Annotated in this window: 18 protein-coding genes; 7 read left to right on the plus strand and 11 right to left on the minus strand. The window is 69.9% G+C overall.

What is annotated here, in order from left to right; translation table 11 throughout:
• Nucleotides 1–81: 81 nt before the first annotated feature.
• Nucleotides 82–639 (minus strand): molybdenum cofactor guanylyltransferase, encoded by a 558-nt coding sequence (gene mobA, locus ACO06I_RS04690; protein ID WP_421931442.1) that lies wholly within the window; start codon nucleotides 637–639, stop codon nucleotides 82–84.
• 86 nt (nucleotides 640–725) lie between these two features.
• Between mobA and ACO06I_RS04695 the strand changes: the two genes are divergently transcribed.
• The 6 genes from ACO06I_RS04695 to ACO06I_RS04720 all read left to right on the plus strand — a co-directional run bounded on the left by ACO06I_RS04695 (nucleotide 726) and on the right by ACO06I_RS04720 (nucleotide 6,694).
• On the plus strand, nucleotides 726–1,412 hold the full coding sequence (locus ACO06I_RS04695) for an ABC transporter ATP-binding protein (RefSeq protein ID WP_421931443.1): 687 nt from the start codon (nucleotides 726–728) through the stop codon (nucleotides 1,410–1,412).
• Entirely contained in the window at nucleotides 1,402–3,978 is a 2,577-nt protein-coding gene (locus ACO06I_RS04700) for an FtsX-like permease family protein (protein ID WP_421931444.1), read from the plus strand. Before ACO06I_RS04695 ends, ACO06I_RS04700 begins: the two co-directional genes overlap by 11 nt.
• The gene (locus ACO06I_RS04705) at nucleotides 3,978–5,063 is read left to right on the plus strand and encodes a lipocalin-like domain-containing protein (protein ID WP_421931445.1); all 1,086 of its coding nucleotides are present in this window, start codon (nucleotides 3,978–3,980) and stop codon (nucleotides 5,061–5,063) included. The genes ACO06I_RS04700 and ACO06I_RS04705 overlap by 1 nt, the downstream gene beginning before the upstream one ends.
• A gap of 235 nt (nucleotides 5,064–5,298) precedes the next feature.
• Entirely contained in the window at nucleotides 5,299–5,508 is a 210-nt protein-coding gene (locus ACO06I_RS04710) for a cold-shock protein (protein WP_304696930.1), read from the plus strand.
• A gap of 233 nt (nucleotides 5,509–5,741) precedes the next feature.
• Complete coding sequence (locus ACO06I_RS04715) at nucleotides 5,742–6,101, plus strand: hypothetical protein (protein ID WP_421931446.1); 360 nt, start codon at nucleotides 5,742–5,744, stop codon at nucleotides 6,099–6,101.
• A 95-nt stretch (nucleotides 6,102–6,196) separates the two neighbouring features.
• Nucleotides 6,197–6,694 (plus strand): hypothetical protein, encoded by a 498-nt coding sequence (locus ACO06I_RS04720; RefSeq protein WP_421931447.1) that lies wholly within the window; start codon nucleotides 6,197–6,199, stop codon nucleotides 6,692–6,694.
• Here ACO06I_RS04720 and ACO06I_RS04725 read toward each other — a convergent pair.
• The gene (locus ACO06I_RS04725; RefSeq protein ID WP_421931448.1) at nucleotides 6,679–8,493 is read right to left on the minus strand and encodes a methyl-accepting chemotaxis protein; all 1,815 of its coding nucleotides are present in this window, start codon (nucleotides 8,491–8,493) and stop codon (nucleotides 6,679–6,681) included. The genes ACO06I_RS04720 and ACO06I_RS04725 overlap by 16 nt on opposite strands.
• 208 nt (nucleotides 8,494–8,701) lie before the next feature.
• Between ACO06I_RS04725 and mazG the strand changes: the two genes are divergently transcribed.
• Complete coding sequence (gene mazG / locus ACO06I_RS04730) at nucleotides 8,702–9,502, plus strand: nucleoside triphosphate pyrophosphohydrolase (RefSeq protein WP_421931449.1); 801 nt, start codon at nucleotides 8,702–8,704, stop codon at nucleotides 9,500–9,502.
• On the opposite strand, the gene ACO06I_RS04735 is transcribed toward mazG, so the two are convergent.
• The 9 genes from ACO06I_RS04735 to dusB all read right to left on the minus strand — a co-directional run bounded on the left by ACO06I_RS04735 (nucleotide 9,499) and on the right by dusB (nucleotide 19,674).
• Nucleotides 9,499–9,801 carry a hypothetical protein gene (locus ACO06I_RS04735; RefSeq protein WP_421931450.1) on the minus strand — a complete coding sequence of 101 codons (303 nt, stop codon included), beginning with the start codon at nucleotides 9,799–9,801 and terminating at the stop codon, nucleotides 9,499–9,501. The genes mazG and ACO06I_RS04735 overlap by 4 nt on opposite strands.
• A gap of 15 nt (nucleotides 9,802–9,816) precedes the next feature.
• Complete coding sequence (gene hflX / locus ACO06I_RS04740; protein WP_421931451.1) at nucleotides 9,817–11,130, minus strand: GTPase HflX; 1,314 nt, start codon at nucleotides 11,128–11,130, stop codon at nucleotides 9,817–9,819.
• Nucleotides 11,127–11,375 carry an RNA chaperone Hfq gene (hfq, locus tag ACO06I_RS04745; protein ID WP_421931452.1) on the minus strand — a complete coding sequence of 83 codons (249 nt, stop codon included), beginning with the start codon at nucleotides 11,373–11,375 and terminating at the stop codon, nucleotides 11,127–11,129. The genes hflX and hfq overlap by 4 nt, the downstream gene beginning before the upstream one ends.
• A gap of 103 nt (nucleotides 11,376–11,478) precedes the next feature.
• Nucleotides 11,479–12,342 (minus strand): D-amino-acid transaminase, encoded by an 864-nt coding sequence (locus ACO06I_RS04750; protein ID WP_421931453.1) that lies wholly within the window; start codon nucleotides 12,340–12,342, stop codon nucleotides 11,479–11,481.
• A gap of 72 nt (nucleotides 12,343–12,414) precedes the next feature.
• On the minus strand, nucleotides 12,415–13,806 hold the full coding sequence (locus ACO06I_RS04755; RefSeq protein ID WP_421931454.1) for a sigma-54-dependent transcriptional regulator: 1,392 nt from the start codon (nucleotides 13,804–13,806) through the stop codon (nucleotides 12,415–12,417).
• Entirely contained in the window at nucleotides 13,796–16,033 is a 2,238-nt protein-coding gene (locus ACO06I_RS04760) for an ATP-binding protein (RefSeq protein ID WP_421931455.1), read from the minus strand. The genes ACO06I_RS04755 and ACO06I_RS04760 overlap by 11 nt, the downstream gene beginning before the upstream one ends.
• Before the next feature lie 85 nt (nucleotides 16,034–16,118).
• On the minus strand, nucleotides 16,119–17,549 hold the full coding sequence (locus tag ACO06I_RS04765) for a sigma 54-interacting transcriptional regulator (RefSeq protein WP_304701655.1): 1,431 nt from the start codon (nucleotides 17,547–17,549) through the stop codon (nucleotides 16,119–16,121).
• On the minus strand, nucleotides 17,546–18,667 hold the full coding sequence (locus ACO06I_RS04770; protein ID WP_421931456.1) for a two-component system sensor histidine kinase NtrB: 1,122 nt from the start codon (nucleotides 18,665–18,667) through the stop codon (nucleotides 17,546–17,548). The genes ACO06I_RS04765 and ACO06I_RS04770 overlap by 4 nt, the downstream gene beginning before the upstream one ends.
• Entirely contained in the window at nucleotides 18,664–19,674 is a 1,011-nt protein-coding gene (dusB, locus tag ACO06I_RS04775; protein ID WP_421931457.1) for a tRNA dihydrouridine synthase DusB, read from the minus strand. Before dusB ends, ACO06I_RS04770 begins: the two co-directional genes overlap by 4 nt.
• Between the last annotated feature and the right edge of the window lie 71 nt (nucleotides 19,675–19,745).

A 19,745-nucleotide genomic window follows, 5' to 3' on the forward strand; every position in this document is an offset into this window, starting at 1 on the left:
CAAGCCTTAGCCTGTGTCGGCGGGGCATGACATGCGCAAGTCGTCTATTTTGCGGGCGCCCCTCGCCCACGGTTTAGGCGTTCAGCCCAGTCCCGCGAGCTTCAACAGCCGCGCGCGCTCCGCCGGCGTGTTGGCGCCGCGGATTCGATCGGCGGCGTTGGCGGCCACGGCGAGTTGGGCCAGGGCCGCGCGTTCGACAAGCCGCCGCAGCGGCCAGTCCTGGCCGATATCGGCGGGGACCGCGGCGGGATCGATCACCATGGGCACCGGGAATCCCGCGAAGGCCGCCCCCGGCCCTGGGGTGTCCAGAAGCGGCGCCAGGTCCTCGGCGGTCAAGGTCGGGGCGTCAACCGCGAGGATCAGGACCCGGTCCAGCGCCTCGCCCAGCAGGGCCAACCCGGCCAGGACGCCGGCCACCGGGCCACTGAAGGGTGCGGGGTCCGGCGCGCGGGGCAGCCCGAAGTCCCCCTCCCCGGCCGTCACGATTCGCACCGCGCCCGCGCTCCGCGCCAGGGCCACGACCCGGTCGATGGCGCGGACGCGGCCCCATGGCAGAAGCGCCTTGTCCGTTCCCATCCGGCGCGAGGCGCCCCCGGTCAGAATGATGGCGCCGAGGCGGCTGGGAGCGTTGTCCGACATCGCCTCAGTGTCGCGTCGGGCCAGACAGCGTCAAGCCGCCAGAAAGGCCGCGCGCGCGGCGCCCGGCTCGGGATAGTTTGCGCGCCATGAGTGCTTCGTCCCCGGTCCTGTCCCTGACCGCCCTGCGCAAGTCGGTCCCTGGCGGCCGCATCCTGTTCGAGGGGCTGGACCTCCAGGTCGCCCCCGGCGAGATCGTCGCCATCATGGGTGAGTCCGGCGTGGGCAAGTCGACCCTGCTCAATCTCATCGCCGGCCTGGATCAGGCCGACAGCGGCCAGGTGGCCATAGACGGGATGGCGCTGCAGAGCCTCGACGACGACGGCCGCACACGACTGCGGCGCGATCGGATCGGCTTCGTCTTCCAGGCCTTCCACATCCTGCCCCACCTGACCCTGGCCCAGAATGTCGCCCTGCCCCTGGTCCTGCAGTCGGTGGAGGCCGGCGAGGCGACCCGGCGGGCGACCGCGCTGCTGGACGCCATCGGCCTGACCGGACGCGCCAACGATCGCCCCGCCCAGCTTTCCGGCGGCGAACTGCAGCGGGTGGCTCTGGCCCGCGCGCTGGTCCACCGCCCCGCCCTGGTCCTGGCCGACGAGCCGACCGGCAATCTCGACCCGGAGACCGCCGCGCGCATCCTCGACCTCTTCGTCGCCCAGGTGCGCAGCTTCGGCGCCGCGGCGATCCTCGTCACCCATTCCGAGCGGGCCGCGGCGGTGGCCGACCGGGGCCTGACTCTGACCCGCGAGGGCCTCGTCGCGCGCCATGACGGCTGAACGCCGGCCCCTCAGCCGCACGGCCCTGGCCTGGATGATGGTGGGGGAGTGGCGCGCCCATCCAGGCCGCGTGGTCACAGCCGCGCTCGCCATCGCCATCGGCGTTGCCCTGGGCTTCGCGGTTCACCTGATCAACGGCTCGGCTCAGAACGAACTCGCCCGGGCGGTGCGGACCGTCAACGCCGACGCCGACCTGCAGGTCCACGCCACCACGCCCCTGGGCTTCGACGAGAACCTCTATCCCATCCTGGCCCGGGCGCCGGGGATCGCCGCGGCCAGTCCGGTCGTGGAATTGCACGCCCGCTTCGGCGCGGGGCCGTCCCAGTCCCTGGAGGGCGGCGGCCTGACCCTGCTGGGAATCGACCCCCTCCGGGCCGCCGCGGTCACCCCGACCCTGCTGGGCCGCGGCGCGGTCCAGGCGGCCGACGGCGCGAGCGGTTTCGTGCCCGAGAGCGTCTTCGACCCCCGCGCCATCGCCCTGTCGCCGGCCGCCCTGGCCGCGAGCGGGCGCAAGGTGGGCGAGACCGTCACCCTTACCGCCGCGGGCCGGACCGTGACCTTCGCGGTTGCAGGAGTCCTGTCCCAGGCGTCCTCCGAGCAGCAGATCGCGGTGATCGACATCGCCGCCGCCCAGTGGCTTTTCGGCAGCCTGGGCCGCCTGCAGCGCATCGACCTGAAATTCGCCCCCGGCGCTGACCCCCAGACGGTGCAGGCCGCCCTGCGCGCGCGCCTGCCCGCCGACGCCCAGATCGTCACCGCCCAGTCCGAGGCCCGCCGCGGCGACAACCTCACCAAGGCCTATCGGGTCAATCTGGAGATGCTGGCCCTGATGGCCCTGCTGACCGGCGGATTCCTGGTCTATTCGGCCCAGTCGCTGTCGGTGGCGCGCCGCCGGCCGCAATTCGCCCTGCTGCGGGTCCTGGGCCTGGAGCGCCGCGGCCTGCTGGCCCAGGTCTTCGTCGAAGGCGCCCTGGTGGGCGGGGTTGGCGCGGTGCTGGGCCTGGCGCTCGGACTTGGCGTGGCGGTCGGCACGCTGAAATTCCTCGGGGGCGACCTGGGCGGCGGCTATTTCCGCGGGACGACGCCGGACTTGGTGATCACCCCAACGCCCGCCCTGATCTTCTTCGCTCTTGGCCTGGCCGCGGCCCTGATCGGCAGCCTGTTGCCGGCGATGGAGGCCGCCCGCGCCCAGCCGGGCATAGCGCTGAAGGACATCGGCGACCGCAATGACCCCGACGCCCGGCCCGCGGCCTGGTGGGGCGTCGGTCTGCTGGCGGCCGGGACCCTGGCGGCCTTCCTGCCGGCGCTCGGCGGCCTGCCCTTGTTCGGCTATCTCTCCATCGGCCTGATGCTGGCGGGCGGCGTGGCGGCCATGCCCTGGCTGGCCCGCGTGCTGCTGTCACCCCTGCGCGGTCCGGCGCGGCGGGTCCTGGTCCTGGACCTGGCGATCCAGCGGCTCTGGGGCGCCCCGGCCCAGGCCGCCGTGGCGCTGTGCGGCATCGTGGCCAGCACCAGCCTAATGGTGGCCATGGCCGTGATGGTGGCCAGCCTGCGCGGCTCGGTGGACGACTGGCTCAACGACATCCTGCCCTCGGACCTGCTGTTCCGGGTGGAGAGCGGCGGATTTGATCCCGATCTGCGGGCCAAGCTCGCCGCCGCCCCGGGGGTGGAGACGGCCCTGTTCCAGAAGACCCTGCCGGTAAGGCTGTCGCCTGACATGCCGCCCCTGATCCTGCTGGTGAGACCGGTGGATCGGCGACGGCCCGCCGACAAGCTGCCGATGATCGGCGCCGTGGTCGAGGCGCCGGCGGGGGTGACGCCGGTCTGGCTCTCCGAACCCGCCGCCCGGCTCTATGGCCGCAAGGTCGGCGAACGCATGATCCTGCCGCTCGGGGGCGGCAGCTCCCAGGTCTTCATCGGGGGAATCTGGCGCGACTACGCCCGCCAGGCCGGCGCCATCGCCATGGACGGCGCCGACTACACCCGGCTGACCGGGGACGACCTGCGCACCGAGGCGTCCCTCGACCTCTCGCCCGGGGTCACCCCGGACCAGGCGACCAAGACCCTGCGGGCCCTGTTGCCCGCCCCGCTCGCCGCCCAGGTGCAGTTCTTCGAGACCCGGCAGATGCGGGCGCTCGCCCTGCGGCTGTTCGACTCCAGTTTCGCCCTGACCTACGCCCTGGAGGCCATCGCCATCGTCGTCGGATTGGCCGGGGTGGCGGCCACCTTCTCGGCCCAGACCCTGGCGCGCACCAAGGAGTTCGGCATGCTGCGCCACGTCGGCGTCCTGCGCCGCCAGGTGATGGCCATGCTGGCGGCCGAGGGCGCGCTGCTGGGGGCGGTGGGCGTGATCGCCGGCCTGGGCCTTGGCCTGGCCATGAGCCAGGTGCTGATCCACGTGGTCAATCCGCAGTCCTTCCACTGGACGATGGAGACCCGGTTGCCGCTTGGCCTGTTCGCCAGCCTGGCGGTGGCCCTGGTGGCGGCCGGCGCCGGCACGGCGGTCCTGGCCGGGCGCCGCGCCCTGTCGGGCGACGCGGTGCGCGCCGTGCGGGAGGATTGGTGATGGCCCGAGGTCTCAAGCGGGCAGGCCTGGCCCTGTTGGCGGTCCTGTTGCTGGCCGCGGCGCCGGACGCCCCGGTGATGCCGGTGTTTCCGCCCGTCCGTCCCGACCAGGCCCTGAGCTTCCCGGCCGACCACGGCGCCCATCCCGACTACCGGACCGAGTGGTGGTACGTCACCGGCTGGCTGAAGACGCAGGATGGCCGCGACCTTGGGTTCCAGGTCACCTTCTTCCGCAGCCGTCTGTCGGTGGACCAGCGCAATCCCAGCGCCTTCGCGCCCAAGCAGATCCTGTTCGCCCATGCCGGCCTGTCTGACCCCAAGCTCGGCAGGCTGCAGCACGACGGGCGCATGGCGCGGGCGGGACTGGGCCTGGCGCAGGCCAAGGTCGGCGACGCCGACATCGTCATCGACGACTGGCGGCTGGCGCGGGGGCCGGACAATCGCTTCCAGGCCCGGGCCAAGGCCGACGACTTCACCCTGGACCTCGCCTTCGCCCCCACCCAACCGGTCCTGCTGCAGGGCGACCGCGGGTTCAGCCGCAAGGGGCCCCTGCCCTCCCAGGCGAGCCACTATTACAGTCTGCCGCACCTGAAGGTGACGGGGAGCGTCATCCAGGGTGGCAAGCGGGTGAAGGTCACCGGCGAAGCCTGGCTCGACCATGAATGGTCATCCACCCTGCTGGACCCCAAGGCCGTGGGCTGGGACTGGGTGGGGCTCAACCTGGACGACGGCGGCGCTCTGACGGCGTTCCGAGTGCGCGACGCCGCGGGCCAGACGGTTTGGGCCGGGGGCTCCCTGCGCTCCGCGGGCGGGGCGACGGCGCATCTGGGCCCTAGCGACGTCAGCTTCACCACGGAGCGGATCTGGCGATCGCCGCGGACCGGCGGCCGCTATCCCGTGCAGCGGGAGCTGGTGGTGCGAACGCCGGCCGGCGAGCGGCGCTGGCGTCTGACCCCGCTGTTCGACGACCAGGAACTGGACAGCCGCCGAACCGGCGGCCCCGTCTATTGGGAAGGGGCGGTTCGAGCGCCCGGCGCGCGGGGCTATCTGGAACTCACCGGCTATGTTTCGCCGCTGAAGATGTGAGGATTTCGCTCGCCCGAAACAGAATTTCGCGCAGATGCTTGGCCATTACGCCAATGAATCCTTGCTAATCTCACCTATTCATGGGATACGCGCCCCATCGAATTTCGATTTGGCGCGGCTAGCGATTTCGGCCCACCCCGGTGGAGCCCCGAAGTTACCCTCCCTACCATCATGAACTTTGATTCTGCGGCGGCGCTTTGCCAGCCGAATACACTATTGCTAGGACTAAACGACTATGGCTACCGGAACTGTTAAGTGGTTCAACGCCCAAAAGGGCTTCGGCTTCATCGAGCCTGAAAATGGCGGCGGCGACGTGTTCGTCCACATTTCGGCCGTTGAACGTTCGACCCTCGGCTCGATCCATGAGGGTCAAAAGCTGAGCTACGAGCTCGAGCGTGACCAGCGCAGCGGCAAGATGTCCGCCGGGCAACTCACTGCGGCATAAGACCGACCGAGCGTCCGCCTGAGCGGAGCTCTGAACGTCAGACGGGCTGGCCTCGCGCCGGCCCGTTTTCTTTTGTCTGTCGGTTCTACGACAAAGACCCCCCGGCGGGCCGGGTTCGTGCTATGTTGCAGCTCGCTCCCCGCAGGAGCCCTGCCGGCGACTCGCCCACCCCGCCGACCTGCCCGAACCGCGTCCCGCGCCTTGTGGGGCCCATCGGGGAAGAAAGGCGAACTATGATCAAGTCCTACAAGGTCTCACCGGTGAACACCCGCGGACCCACCATCGACGATCTTCGTGACGCTGTCGCGAAGGGCGAGGCCGACGGCGTTTCGCGCGAGACCATGGCCCTGCGCCTGACCTTCCGAGACGAGTCCCTCATCAAGCGCAGCCCCGATGTCGGCCTGGACGAGGTTTCCTTCGTCGACGGCCAGATGCGCTTCGTGGGCGTGCGCGTCATCGTCGGCAACATTCCGGTCAGCGTGCTGGATCTCGACCCTCAGCCCGAGCCCGAGCCGGTGGCCCCGCCCGTGAAGGTCAAGAAGACCCGCGCCAAGGCCAAGCCGAAGGTCGCCGCGGCGGCCACCGCCGCCTGAGCACGGCTCCGCCACAGTAAGGCCACGCTTGCGGGCCTTCATGGCGGCGGGGCGGCTTGGTCCGCCCCGGATTTGCGCCTGACCCGGAGCCCGCCATGCGCCTGCTCATCGCCTCCGCCATCACCGTCCTGACCGCGGGATCGGCCACCGCCGCCCCATTGTCCACCGTGGCCAGCGTCGACGTCCAGATCGGTCCTGAGCTTCACAAGAAGGCCGTCGAGGATCTCGGCGAGAAGGACGTCCAGCGCCTGGCCGCGGAACTGCGCCGCGACGTCCAGCGCGAGCTGGAACGCACCGGTGTCCTGGCCGGCGGCCGCATGGAACTGGTGCTCACCGACGCGAAACCGAACCGGCCCACCATGCGCCAGCTCGGCAAGAAGCCCGGCCTCTCCTATGAAAGCTTCGGCATCGGCGGCGCCACCGTGGATGGCCAGGCCATCTCCGTGGAGGGCGAGGTCACGCCCATCCACTTCCAATGGTACGAGAGCGACATCCGCGAAGCCTGGCGCAAGCCGACCTGGGCCGACGCCAACTACGCCTTCGACCGCTTCGCCTACCGCTATGGCCGTGGCGAGACCTACGCCGCCCGCTGAACCGCGCTCGCCGGCGGATGACCGGCGCCGAAGCGCGCCACCATCCCGTTCAACGCCTCGGCCTGACCGGCCAGGGCGTGACTGGCGCGGGTGGTCTCCTCCACCATGGTCGCGTTGTGGTGGGTCGTGCGATCCATCTCGGTCACCGCCAGATTGACCTGGGCCAGGCCCGTGGCCTGCTCGCGGATCGAGGCGGCCATCTCCAGGGCCAGGTCGTTGATCTGCGCCACCTTGCCGGTGATCGCCGAAAGGGCCTCACCGGCGCTGTTGACCAGACCGACACCGGTCTCCACCTCGCCGGTCGAGATGGCGATCAGACCCTTGATCTCCTTGGCCGCCTCCGCAGAGCGCTGGGCCAGGCCCCTCACCTCCTGGGCCACAACGGCGAACCCCTTGCCGGAGTCCCCGGCCCGGGCGGCCTCGACCCCCGCGTTCAGGGCCAGCAGATTGGTCTGAAAGGCGATCTCGTCGATCACGCCCACGATCTGGGCGATTTCCCGGGAGGATCGCTCGATGCGCTCCATGGCCCCGACCGCCTCGCCGACGATGGCGCCGGAGCGCTCCGCCACCTCGTTGGCCTCGGCCACCACTTGGCGAGTCTGTTCGGCGCCCTCGGCGGTCTGGCGGACGGTGGCGGTGATCTGCTCCAGGGCCGCGGCGGTCTCCTCCAGGGAGGAAGCCTGCTGATCGGTCCGCTGTGAGAGATCGTCGGCCGCCTGGGAGATGCTGGCCGCGCTGGTGCGCACCTGGGTCGTGGCGCCGGCGATGACCCCCAGGGTCTGGGCGAGTTCGAGGATGGCGGTGTTGAAGTTCCCCCGCAGCGCCTCGTATTCGCTGGGGAATTCCTCCGGTAGGCGGCAGTCGAGATCGCCGAGGGCAAGCCGTTCCAGACCGCCGGCCAGGGCCACCATCACCCCCTCGCGGGACAGGCTGGCGGCCTCGCGCTCGGCGGCGTTCTGGTCACGCGCCTGATCGGCCCGCGCGCGTTCCTGGATCCCACGGGCCTCCAGCGCCTCGCGCTCCGTGGCCGCGGCGCGGAACACCTCCACAGCCCGGGCCATCTCGCCCACCTCGTCGCCCCGGGCCTTGAAGGGGGTCTCCTGATCATGCTCGCCGGCGGCCAGGCGGCTCATCACGCGCGTCATGCGCACCAGCGGCCCCACCAGTCCGGCGCGAATCGCCCAGAGTCCGGCGGCCAGGGCCGCGGCGGCGAACAGGGCCAGGCTGGAGGCCAGGGTCAGCAGCACGGTCCGCTGGCGCGCCGCCTGGCCCTCGACGGCCGCGTTCATCGCATTGCTGGCGACCACCATGCGGTCGACCACCAGCCGGTGGGCGGCGTAGGAGCCGGCGATCTCGTCGAGGGACGCCTGCGCGCCGGTCTTGTCGCCTCGCTCCAGGGCCGGGATGTAGTCGTCCTCCACCTGCCGCCAGAACCTCTGCACCTGGGCGTGGGAGGTCTCCACCATCTCGCGCTTGAGGTTCACGGGCAGGCGCGCGGCCAGCCAGTAGGCGTGGCGGTCGTCATAGTCCTTGTGCAGTTGCTTCAGCCGCGCCTTCGACTGGGCCACGCCCGCGGGATTGTCGATGGCCAGGCGCGCCTCGAGATAGGCCTCGATCACATATTCCGGCGGCGGCAGGATGTCGGCCACCAGGTCCTTGCCCAGGATGATCCGCTCATAGAGCGGCCCGCCGACCCGAAGCTGCTGGATGGCGTAGAAGCTCGCGCCGACGCTGGCGAGCATGGCGGCGAACACCAGCGCGCCAATCAGGCCAATGGCCCTGGATATTCGGAGGCGCATGACGCCCTCCCCCATTCCACCGACTCTAGAGGTCGTTCGGCGAGCCTGTGGCGGACTTGGTTAACGACGCCCTTACACCCCCTGGTGGTGCGACGCGATGTCTGCCGCCGACCCAAAACCACCTTGCCTCCGCCAGCCCCCCACGGTCAGATCACCGCCGCGCCACAGGGATGTCCGCTGTCGGACCGCGACCTAGCCGAGGATCTCCATGCGCGACACCAACCAGCGCCCGATCGACCGCCTGCTGGGCATCATGGCCCGCCTGCGGGACCCGGACGGCGGCTGCGAGTGGGACCTGGAGCAGACCTTCGCCACCATCGCCCCCTATACGGTGGAGGAGGCCTATGAGGTGGCCGACGCCATCGAGCGGGGCGAGCTGACCGACCTGCGCGACGAGCTGGGGGACCTGCTGCTGCAGGTGGTCTTCCACGCCCGCATGGCGCAGGAACAGGGCGCCTTTTCCTTCGACGACGTGGCGACCGCCATCTCCGAGAAGATGATCCGCCGCCATCCCCACGTCTTTGGCCAGGAGGCCCAGCGCAGCAGCGCCGAACAGACCCGCGCCTGGGAGGTGATCAAGGCCCAGGAGCGCGCCGGCAAGGGACGCGACCAGAGCCTGCTGGACGACGTCCCCGTCGGCCTGCCGGGCCTGACGCGCGCTGTGAAGCTGTCGCGCCGGGCGGCCGGGGTCGGCTTCGTCTGGCCCTCGGTGGATCAGGTGCTGGAGAAGCTGGATGAGGAGGTGGCGGAGCTGAAGGCGGAGATCGCGGCCGGCGACGTGGCCAAGGCCCGCGACGAGCTGGGGGACGTGCTCTTCGTCGTGGCCAATATCGCGCGCACCCTCGAGATCGATCCGGAGGACGCCGTCCGCGCCACCAACGCCAAGTTCGCCCGCCGCTTTCGCTTCATCGAGGCGGCGCTGAAGGCGCGGGGCAAGACCCCGGACCAGTCCGACCTGGCCGAGATGGACGCCCTGTGGGACGCGGCGAAGGCGGCCGAAAGGCTCTAGGAACCGGCGATCATCAACACCGCCCAGAGGGCCGGGCTCCACAAGAGAGGCCAGACCGCGCCGTCGGCGCGGCGATGAAAGGCGAGCCAGGCCAGGGCCGGGAAGACCAGCAGGGCCAGCGGCAGGGTGTTTCCGGCCGCCGCCACGATGAGCTCGCGGTGATCGGCGGTCTCCTGGACAGGCGTTCTCGCGAGGGCCACCCAGCCGGCGACGAGGGCCAGCAGCCCCTCCACACCGCTCATCAGGATCAGCTCCCGCGGCGCGCGCCGCCGGCCAGGCTGAATCGGGATGTAGTCCAAGGGCCGGCTCCGGGGTCAGGCCCGCAGGTGGGCCTGCGGGAAGAGTTGTTCGAACTGGCCCAGGGCTTGGGCGCTGAGTTTGACAGCAAGCCGCGTGCCACCGTCGTCCTCGGTCGCCCGTTCGAGAACCCGGCCATGGCGATAGAGCCAGGCCACCGCCGCGCCCTGGCTGGGCGGCGCCACGATCTCCACCGCCGGCGCCTCGTCCACCATCTCTGCGACCAGGGCCAGGAGCTCGTCACAGCCCTCGCCGGTGACGGCCGAGACCGTGACCGCCGGGGGATGGGCCCGGCGCGCGTCGCCGATCAGCCGCTCGCGGGCCTCGGGCTCCACCAGATCGATCTTGTTCCAGACCTCGATCAGACGGCGCTCCTCCATGTCCACGCCGAGACGTGAGAGCACGGTGCGGACGTCCTGGGCCTGGGCGTCGGTCTCCTCGCTGGAGATGTCGCGCACGTGCAGGATCACGTCAGCCTCCTTGACCTCCTCCAGGGTGGCGCGGAACGCTTCCACCAGTTCGTGGGGCAGCTCGGAGATGAAGCCGACGGTGTCCGACAGGATGGCGGGCCGCCCGTCGGGCAGGTCCAGCATCCGGATGGTGGGATCCAGGGTGGCGAACAGCATGTCCTCGGCCACAACCTCGGCCTTGGTCAGGCGATTGAACAGGGTCGACTTGCCGGCGTTGGTGTAGCCCACGAGGGCCACGGCCGGGTACGGATGCCGCTGACGGGCGCCCCGCTGCAGGTCCCGGGTGCGGCGGACCTCCAGCAGGTCCTTCTTCAGCTTGACGATCTTGTCGGCGATCAGCCGGCGGTCGGTCTCGATCTGGGTCTCCCCAGGCCCGCCCATCACCCCGGCCCCGCCGCGCTGACGCTCCAGGTGGGTCCAGGTGCGGACCAGGCGCGACTTCTCGTAGGAGAGGCGCGCGAGCTCCACCTGCAGGCGGCCCTCGCGGGTTCGCGCCCGGCGGGCGAAGATCTCCAGGATCAGGCCCGTCCGGTCGATGACCTTGACCTTCCAGGTCTTCTCCAGGTTCCGCTGCTGGACTGGGCTCAGGGCGTCGTCGATCACCGCGACATCAGCCTCGGCGTCCTCCAGGAGCTTGCCGATCTCCTCGACCTTGCCCTTGCCGAACAGGGTCGCGGGCACGCGCTTGCGCAACGGCGCGACGAAGGCGTCGTGGATCTCGAGGTCCAGGGCCTGGGCCAGGCCGACGGCCTCCTCCAGTCGCCCTTCGGCGGTCCGGGACGTGCCCCGCTCATCACGGGCGGGGTGGATGACGATGGCCTGCTGGGCAGGCGCCTCGCGATCTATGGATTTTGAACTCAATCGACCTCGTCTTCCGCCGGCTCATACAGCTGCACGGGCTGAGCCGGCATGATGGTCGAGATGGCGTGCTTGTAGACCAGTTGCGACTGGCCATCGCGGCGGAGAAGCACGCAGAAATTGTCGAACCAGCTCACCACGCCCTGCAGCTTGACGCCGTTCACCAGGAAGATGGTCAGCGGCGTCTTCGACTTGCGCACGCTGTTCAGGAACGTGTCCTGCAGGTTTTGTTTCTTTTCGTTCGACATGGCTTTTCGCCCTTTGTTTTGGATCGGCGTCCGCAAACCGGTCGCCACACACAAGTTGGACGCTAGACCGCTCTCTGTGACCGGCGCAATCGCCCCGTTGGCCTCAGATCGCAGTTGCTCGCGCACGCTCGATATAGAGGCTCCGGAGCTTCATCGCCACTGGACCGACGGTTCCGTCGCCCACGGGCGCCCCGTCGACCGCCACCACGGGCAGGACCAGGGCCCCCGCGCCGGTGATGAAGGCCTCCTTGGCCGCCTTGGCCTCGTCGGGGGTGAAGGGCCGTTCGTCGACCTTCATCCCCTGCTCCCTCAGGATGTCCAGCAGGCTGTAGCGGGTGACGCCGCGCAGGATGTTTGCGTTGGTGGCGCGAGTGCGGACGGTCCCGTCGGCGTCGACGATCCAGGCGTTGGAGGACGCGCCCTCCGTCACCAGACCCATCTCGTCGACGAACCAGGCCTCGGCCGCGCCGCGCTCCTTGGCCGCCTGCTTGGCCATGGCGTTGGGCAGCAGGCCGACGGTCTTTATGTCGCACCGGCCCCAGCGGTTCTCCGGCAGGGTGATCACCGAGACGCCCTTGGCCGCCTTGGCCTCTGTGGCCACCCGGTCCACCGCCTTCACCGTGACCACGATGCTGGGCGGGGTGTCGGGATGGGGGAAGGCGTGGTCGCGCGGCGCCACGCCGCGGCCGACCTGCAGATAGACCATGCCCTCGCGGATCCGGTTCTGACGCACCGTCTCCTTCAGGACCATGGTCAGCGCCCGGCGGCTCATGGGCATGGCGATCTTCAACTCGCCCAGGCTCCGCTCCAGGCGGGCGAAGTGCCCCTCCGGATCGGCCAGCTTGCCGTCGAACAGCGACCAGACCTCATAGACCGCGTCGGCCAGCTGATAGCCCCGATCCTCGATATGGACCACGGCGTCGGCATGGCGCGAGAAGCGACCGTTCACATAGGCGATGCGGCCCATCCTATTTCGCTCCCTTCGTGAGCTTCAAAGGATTGGGGATGCGGCCTGCGAAGCCTTGGCGTAGCAGTCCCATCAGGCGTCCTCTTCTTCCACAGGTCGGGCGCCGGACAGGCCCAGCGACTTCAGTTTGCGATGCAGGGCCGAACGCTCCATGCCGATGAAGGCCGCGGTGCGCGAGATGTTGCCGGAGAACCGCAGCATCTGGGCGTTGAGGTACTCCCGTTCGAACACCTCGCGGGCCTCGCGCAGCGGCAGGGCGATGATCCGGTCGGCGCCCAGGGACGAGCCCTGGTCCGAGGGCGACGAGTCTCCCGGCAGCATGTCGGCGCTGATCGGCTCGCTGGGATCGCCGGAGGCCAGGATCAGCATGCGCTCCACATTGTTGCGAAGCTGGCGCAGGTTCCCGGGCCAGGCCTTGACCTGCAGGGTGGCGAGCGCGTCGTCGGCGAGCCTGCGGCGCGGCATGCCGGTCGCCTCGCAGATGCGCTGGATGAAATAGTCCACCAGCTCCGGAATATCCTCCCGGTGCTCGGCCAGACCCGGCACCGTCACCGGCACCACGTTCAGGCGATGGAACAGGTCCTCGCGGAACCGTCCGGCGGCGATCTCCTCGCGCAGGTCCCGCGAGGTGGATGAGACCACCCGGACGTCCACCTGCACGTCATTGTCGCCGCCGACCCGGCGGAACCGCTGCTCCACCAGCACCCGCAGGATGCGGCTCTGGGTCTCGAAGGGCATGTCGGCCACCTCGTCCAGATAGAGGGTGCCAGTGTGGGCGCGCTCGAAGACGCCGATCTTGGCCGGGCGGCCGTTCTCCGCCTCCTCGCCGAACAGCTCCAGGTCCATGCGCTCGGGGGTCATGCCGGCGGCGCTGATCACCACGAACTCGGCCTTGGCCCGGGCGCTGGCGGCGTGGATCATGCGCGCGACGGTTTCCTTGCCGGCGCCGGGGGGACCGGCGATCAGGACGCGGCTGTTGGCGCCGGCCAGCTTCGGAATCAGGCTGCGGAGCTGCTGGGTGGCCATGGACCTGCCCACCAGGCCGTCGGGCATGATGGCCTGGGTCCGCAGCCGGCGGTTCTCGCGCTTGAGGCTGGTGGTCTCCAGGGCCCGCTCGACGGTCAGCAAGAGCTTGTCGGACTTGAACGGCTTCTCCAGGAACTCGTAGGCGCCGCGCTTGATGGCGCTCACGGCGGTCTCGATATTGCCGTGGCCGGAGATCATGATCACCGGAATGTCGGCGTCCAGGGTGCGGAGCATGTCCAGCAGCTCCAACCCGTCCATGCCCCCGCCCTGCATCCAGATGTCGAGGATCAGCAGGGCCGGCTTGCGGGCCCGGATGGCGGCGAGCGCCGACTCCGAGTCGTTGGCCGTGCGCACGGCGTAGCCTTCGTCCGACAGGATGCCGGCCACCAGCTCGCGGATGTCCGCCTCGTCGTCGACTACCAGAACATCAGCCGCCATTGGTCACCTCTAAGCCGCGATCGTCGGTGACGGCGCTCACCCGCGCCGTCGTCGGAAGTTTCAGGAGCGCGCGCGCGCCGCGTCCGCGCTTCGCGTCGGTCAGAATCAGTTCCCCGCCGTGGTCCTCGAGGATCCGCTTGACGATGGCCAGACCAAGGCCCGTCCCCTTCTCGCGGGTCGTCACATAGGGCTCGGTCAGGCGGTCCCGGTCCTTCTCGGGCAGGCCTACGCCGTTGTCCTCGATGGCGACGCAGACGCCGGATCCGTCTGAGATCAGTTCGGCGACGATCCGGCCCCGGGGCTCGGGCTGTTCGGCCACCCGGGCGGCCACGGCCTCCGAGGCGTTCTTCAGGATATTGGTCAGGGCCTGGGCCAGCATGCGGCCATCCGCCATCAGGGTGGTGGCCGGCAAGGGCTCCACCAGGTCGATCTCGATGTCGGGGGTGGCCACCCGCTGGGCGAAGACCCCGGCCCGCAACAACTCCACAAGGTCCTGTTCGGCGAACTTCGGCGCGGGCATGCGGGCGAAGGAGGAGAACTCGTCCACCATCCGGCCGATGTCCCCCACCTGGCGCACGATGGTGTCGGTGCAGCGGTCGAAGATCTCCAGGTCCTCGGCGGCGACCCCCTTGCGGAACTTGCGTTGCAGGCGCTCGGCCGAGAGCTGGATCGGGGTCAGCGGGTTCTTGATCTCGTGGGCGATGCGCCTGGCGACGTCGCGCCAGGCGGCGTTCCGCTGGGCCGAGACCAGGCGGGTGATGTCGTCGAAGGTCAGGACCAGGCCGCTTTCGCTGCGGCTGGCGCGGACTCGCAGGCGGCGGGTCTCGCGGTCGCGCTCGACATCCACCTCCTCCTCGGCCTCGCCGGCCTTGCGGGCGTTGTCGGCGATGGTGGCGAACTCCGGCGCGATCTCCGCCAGCTTGCGGCCGCGCGCCGGCGCCTCGCCCAGGCCCAGCAGCTCACTGGCCTGGCGGTTGGCCGCCGAGATGCGGCCCTCGGAATCCAGGCCGATCACGCCCGCGGACACTTCGGCCAGCACGGTCTCGATGAACTGGCGGTCCTGGTCGGCCTCGTCCCGAGCGCGTTGCAGGGCGGCCTGCTGGGCCTGAAGATCGTGGGTCATACTATTGAATGCACGAGACAACACCGCGATCTCATCAGGATCGTTCTCAGCATCTACCCGGGCCGTCAGGTCGCCGCTGGCCACCCGGCCGGCGGCCTGCACCAGACGGCCCACGGGCCCGGAGATCGCGTTGGCCGCAGCCATGCCCAGCCAGACGGCGCCCACCAGCACCAGCAGGGCGGTCTCCATGTAGGACAGGGCGAAGACCGCCTGGATCCTCTGCCGGCTCTGAGCGGCCTCGCGATAGGAGACCAGGGAGGCGTCGGCGTCGGTCAGGTGGTTGATGATCCCCTTCTCCACCGGCCGGGCCACGTAGAGATAGGCGTCGGGATAGGCCGACAGCTTGTAGACCGCCCGCATCAGGTCGGCCGAATCGAAGGCCGGCACCGAGATGTCGCCCTCGTCGGCGGCCTTGAAGCTGGAGTCCGGGGGCGTGACATAGGCCGGGGCGTCGCCGGCCTCGGCGCGGGCCAGGACCCGGCCCTCGCGGTCGATCAGATAGGCCGCCGGGAAGGCGTGATAGGAGGCCTGGTAGGCCAGGAAATGGCTGAAGGTGATGGGACTGGACTGCAGGGCCGGGGCGGCGCGGTTCAGGTCCACGGCCATCAGGGTCACGTGGTCGCCGATATAGCGCTTCTGGTCCTCGACATAGGACCTCGCCACCGTCGCGGAGTTCTCCACCACGGTCTGCACCCGCTCGGAGAACCAGTTCTCGACGCCGCGATTGACCAGGACACCGTAGAACAGCGCCACCACCACGGCCGGCGCCACGGCGGCCAGGGCGAACAGGGCCACGAATCTCAGGTGCAGGCGGGCGCCGGCGTCCATGGAGCGCGCGTCCAGCAGGGCCACGAGCCGCGCCCCCATGATCCCGGCCAAGCCAAGGATCAGCACCAGGTTGAAGCCCAGCAGCACCAGGATGTTCTTGCTGGCCGGCGCCAGGGGACCGGTTTCGGGAGGTGAGGCGGCCAGCAGGATGGCCACGCCGGTCAGCAGCAGGGCCAGCGCATAGCCCCCGCCAAGCACATAGCGTGACTGTATCGCCCGCCACAGCCGCGCGGCCGGCGCTCGAGGATTCTCGCCGTCGTGGGTCAGGGACGCCATAACGCGGCGACCCTAGGCGGAACTGTGCCCCCAACTCAACAGGTTGTTGCGGGAATGCTTCACATCCGCGTCAGGAAGCCGACCGTCAACGACGTCCGCGCGCCATCTCCACCCCGAGGTCCTGGATCTTCTTGCGCAGGGTGTTGCGGTTGAGACCGAGGATCTCGGCGGCGCGGACCTGGTTGCCCCGCGTCGCCGTCAGGGTGAGCTGGATCAGGGGACGCTCGATCTCCTCCAGCACCCGGTCATAGAGCCCCGCGGGCGGCAGGCCGTCCGGCTGCTCGGCGAAGTAGCCGCCGAGATGACGCTCCACCAGGGTGGCCAGGGTCACCGGTCCCTCCTGCCCCTGGACCTGGGGCTGCTGGTCGGCCAGTTCGCGTTCGACGATGCGGGCGCTGATCAGCTCCTCGGCGTAGAGGGCGCAGATGCGGCGGATCAGGTTCTCCAGCTCGCGGACATTGCCCGGCCAGAAGTGCAGCTTGAGGCGCTCCAGGGCCGCGGCGTCGATGGTCTTGGACGGCAGGCCCTCGCGGTTGGCCCGCAGCAGGAAGGCCCGCGCCAGGTCGGGGATGTCCTCCACCCGGTCGCGCAGCGGCGGCAGGCGCAGAGGGGCGACATTGAGCCGGAAGAACAGGTCCTCGCGGAACAGGCCCTGCTGGATCAGGCCGCGCAGGTCGCGGTTGGTGGCGGCGATGATCCGCACATTGGGCCGGCGGCCGGTCTTGGGGTTGAGCGCCGGCTCCGAGCCGTCGATGACGCGCAGCAGGCGGGTCTGGGCGTCCAGTGGCATGTCGCCGATCTCGTCCAGGAACAGGGTGCCGCCGTCGGCCTCCACCAGCTTGCCGTGGTCGCCGTCCTCGCGTCCGAACAGCTCGGTCTCCACCCGCTCGCGGGGCACGGCGGCCAGGTTGATGACCACGAACTTGCCGTCCTTGCGGCGTCCCATCTCGTGCAGGGCCCGGGCCACCAGCTCCTTGCCGGTGCCCGACTCGCCCAGGATCAGGACCGTCAGGTCGGCGCCCACCAGGCGGGCGATGGTGCGGTAGACGTCCTGCATCGGACCCGAGCGGCCGATCAGCGGCAGGCGTTCGTCGCGCACGGCGCGGGCCTGGGCCTTGGAGGCCTCGGAGTCCGCGGGCTTGGCGAGCGCCCGCCGCGCGGCCGAGGTCATGTCGTCCAGGTCGAAGGGCTTGGAGATGTAGTCGAAGGCGCCCACCTCGGCGGCGTTGACCGCCGTCAGCAGGGTGTTCTGGGCGCTCATCACGATGACCGGCAGCTTGGGGCGGTCCTTGCGGATGCGCGGCAGCACGTCGAAGACGTTCTCGTCGGGCATCATCACGTCGGTGACGACCAGGTCCCCTTCCCCATCCGACACCCACTTCAGCAGGGTGGTGGCGTTGCCGGTGGCGCGGACTTGATAGCCCAGGCGGGTGAAGGCCTGGCTGAGCACCAGACGGATCGAGGAGTCGTCGTCGGCGATCAGGATCTTCTTGTTGGCGTTGGCGATCGCGTTCATGCCGAGACGTCCTCTTCAGATGCGATGGGGAGCAGCACGCGGAAGATCGTGCGGCCAGGCTCGGATTCGAAATCGATCAGGCCGCCGTGTCCGGAGACCAGCTTGGAGACCAGGGCCAGGCCGAGGCCCGCCCCATTGACCTTGGTGGTGACGAAGGGCTGGAACAGGCTTTCGCGCAGGTGGGCGGGAATGCCGGGGCCGTTGTCCTGGATGCGGATTTCCAGGGGCGCCCCGCGCAGGGCCTGACCCTTGGCGGCCCGAACCCGGACGCCGTGCCGGTAGGCGGTATGGATGGTGACCTCGCCCCGATTGTCGCCCCGGCTGTGGGCGGCTTCGGACGCGTTCTTCACCAGGTTCAGGAAGATCTGGATCAGCTGATCCTCGTCGCCATAGGTCAGCGGCAGCGAGGGATCGTAGAGATCCTTCATCACCAGGCCGTCGGCGAAGCCGTTGACCGCCAGGGCCCGGACGCGGTCCAGAACCTGGTGGATGTTGATCGGGGTGCAGACCGGCAGGGCGTCGTCGGAGAAGGCCTCCATGCGGTCCACCAGGCGACGGACGCGGTCGGTCTCGTCGACGATGAGCTGGGCGAGCGGGGTGTCCTCGGCCTTGGCGCCGGCCTTCAGCAGCTGGGCCGCGCCGCGGATGCCCATCAGCGGGTTCTTGATCTCGTGGGCCAGCATGCGGCCCAGGCCCACGATGGTGCGCAGGCCGGCGGCCTCGGCGCCCGTGCGCTCGCCGCCCAGGGCCCCGCCCTTGACGTGCAGGGTCAGCAGGACCGAGCCATCCCCCAGGGGCGCGGCCGCGCCGTCGGCCTCGAAGGAGGGGTGACCGAACAGGCTGATCTCCACCCCGCGCTCGCGGACCGGAGCATCTTCCTCCAGGGCCCGGTTGAGCAGGGAGACCAGGGCCGAGCCTTCCGGCAGGGCGGCGCCGAAGCGGCCGCGGGTCAGCAGGCTGAGCCCCTGGCCGAACAGGGCCTCGGCGGCCTCGTTGACCGCCACCAGTGCGCCGTCGGCGTTCACGACCAGGGCCGGTTCGGGGGAGAGGTCGAAGGCCGCGGCCTTCAGGACGTCCATGTTCACGCCGCTGGTTGCGGCCCTTGTTCGACTGTTCATGCCGCCAATCTCGTTTGAGGATCGCGCCAGAGCGCGATCAGGCCTTCCTCGACCAGGGCGGGATCCTCCAGGCGGCAGAGCGCGGAACGTGCGATCTGCCTGGCCTCGGCCTGCATGGGCCAAGGCGCGTTATCGACATAGGACGCCAGGTGCTTGCGGAAGATCCGCAGGCCCAGGCGGTCGCCGTAGAAATTCAGGCTGTCCCGGAAGTGCTCCAGGGCGATGCCCAGACGGGTCTCGGCGTCGGGTTCGACGAAGGTCCCGCCGTTCAATTCGGTCTCGATCTGGGTTGCGACCCAGGGGCGGCCATAGACGCCGCGCCCGATCATCACCCCGTCTGCGCCCGATTGAGCCAGGGCCTCGCGGGCGGTGGCGCCGTCGACGATGTCGCCGTTGACGATCACCGGAATGGAGACTGCGCTCTTCACCTCGCGGACGGCGCTCCAGTCGGCGACGCCCTTGTAGAACTGACTGCGGGTGCGGCCGTGGATCGTGACCGCCCTGGCCCCGCGACGCTGCGCCATCGCGGCGATCTCCGGCGCGTTCTTCGAGGTGTCGTCCCAGCCCAGGCGCATCTTGACGGTGACCGGCACGTCGACGGCGTCCACCGTCGCGGCGACAATCGCCTCGGCCAGGTCAGGCTCGCGCATCAGGGCCGAGCCGGACTGGGCGCCGCCGGTGACCTCTTTCGCGGGACAACCGAAGTTGAGGTCGATGATCTGGGCGCCGGCCTGGGCGGCCATGACGGCGCCACGCGCCATGAGCGCCGGATCGCGGCCGACCAGCTGGACCACCATCAGGGGCAGCCCCTCGCCCACCGCGGCGCGGCGCACGACATCAGGCCGGCCGCGGGAGAACTCGGCGCTGGCCACCATCTCGGTGGCCACATAGGCGGCCCCAAGCTTGCTTGCGGCCTTGCGGAACGGAAGGTCCGAAACGCCGGTCATGGGCGCGATCCACGCCCGCCCCGACACCTCGACATCCCCGACTGTGAGCGTGTTGCTCATTTTGTAATCAACCCCATCGCCGTCTTTTTAGGCATATTGTGCGGCGCCGTAAAGCCTAGACAGGACACGAT

Source organism: Phenylobacterium sp., from assembly GCF_965229015.1.
In the GTDB taxonomy this organism is placed as follows: domain Bacteria; phylum Pseudomonadota; class Alphaproteobacteria; order Caulobacterales; family Caulobacteraceae; genus Phenylobacterium.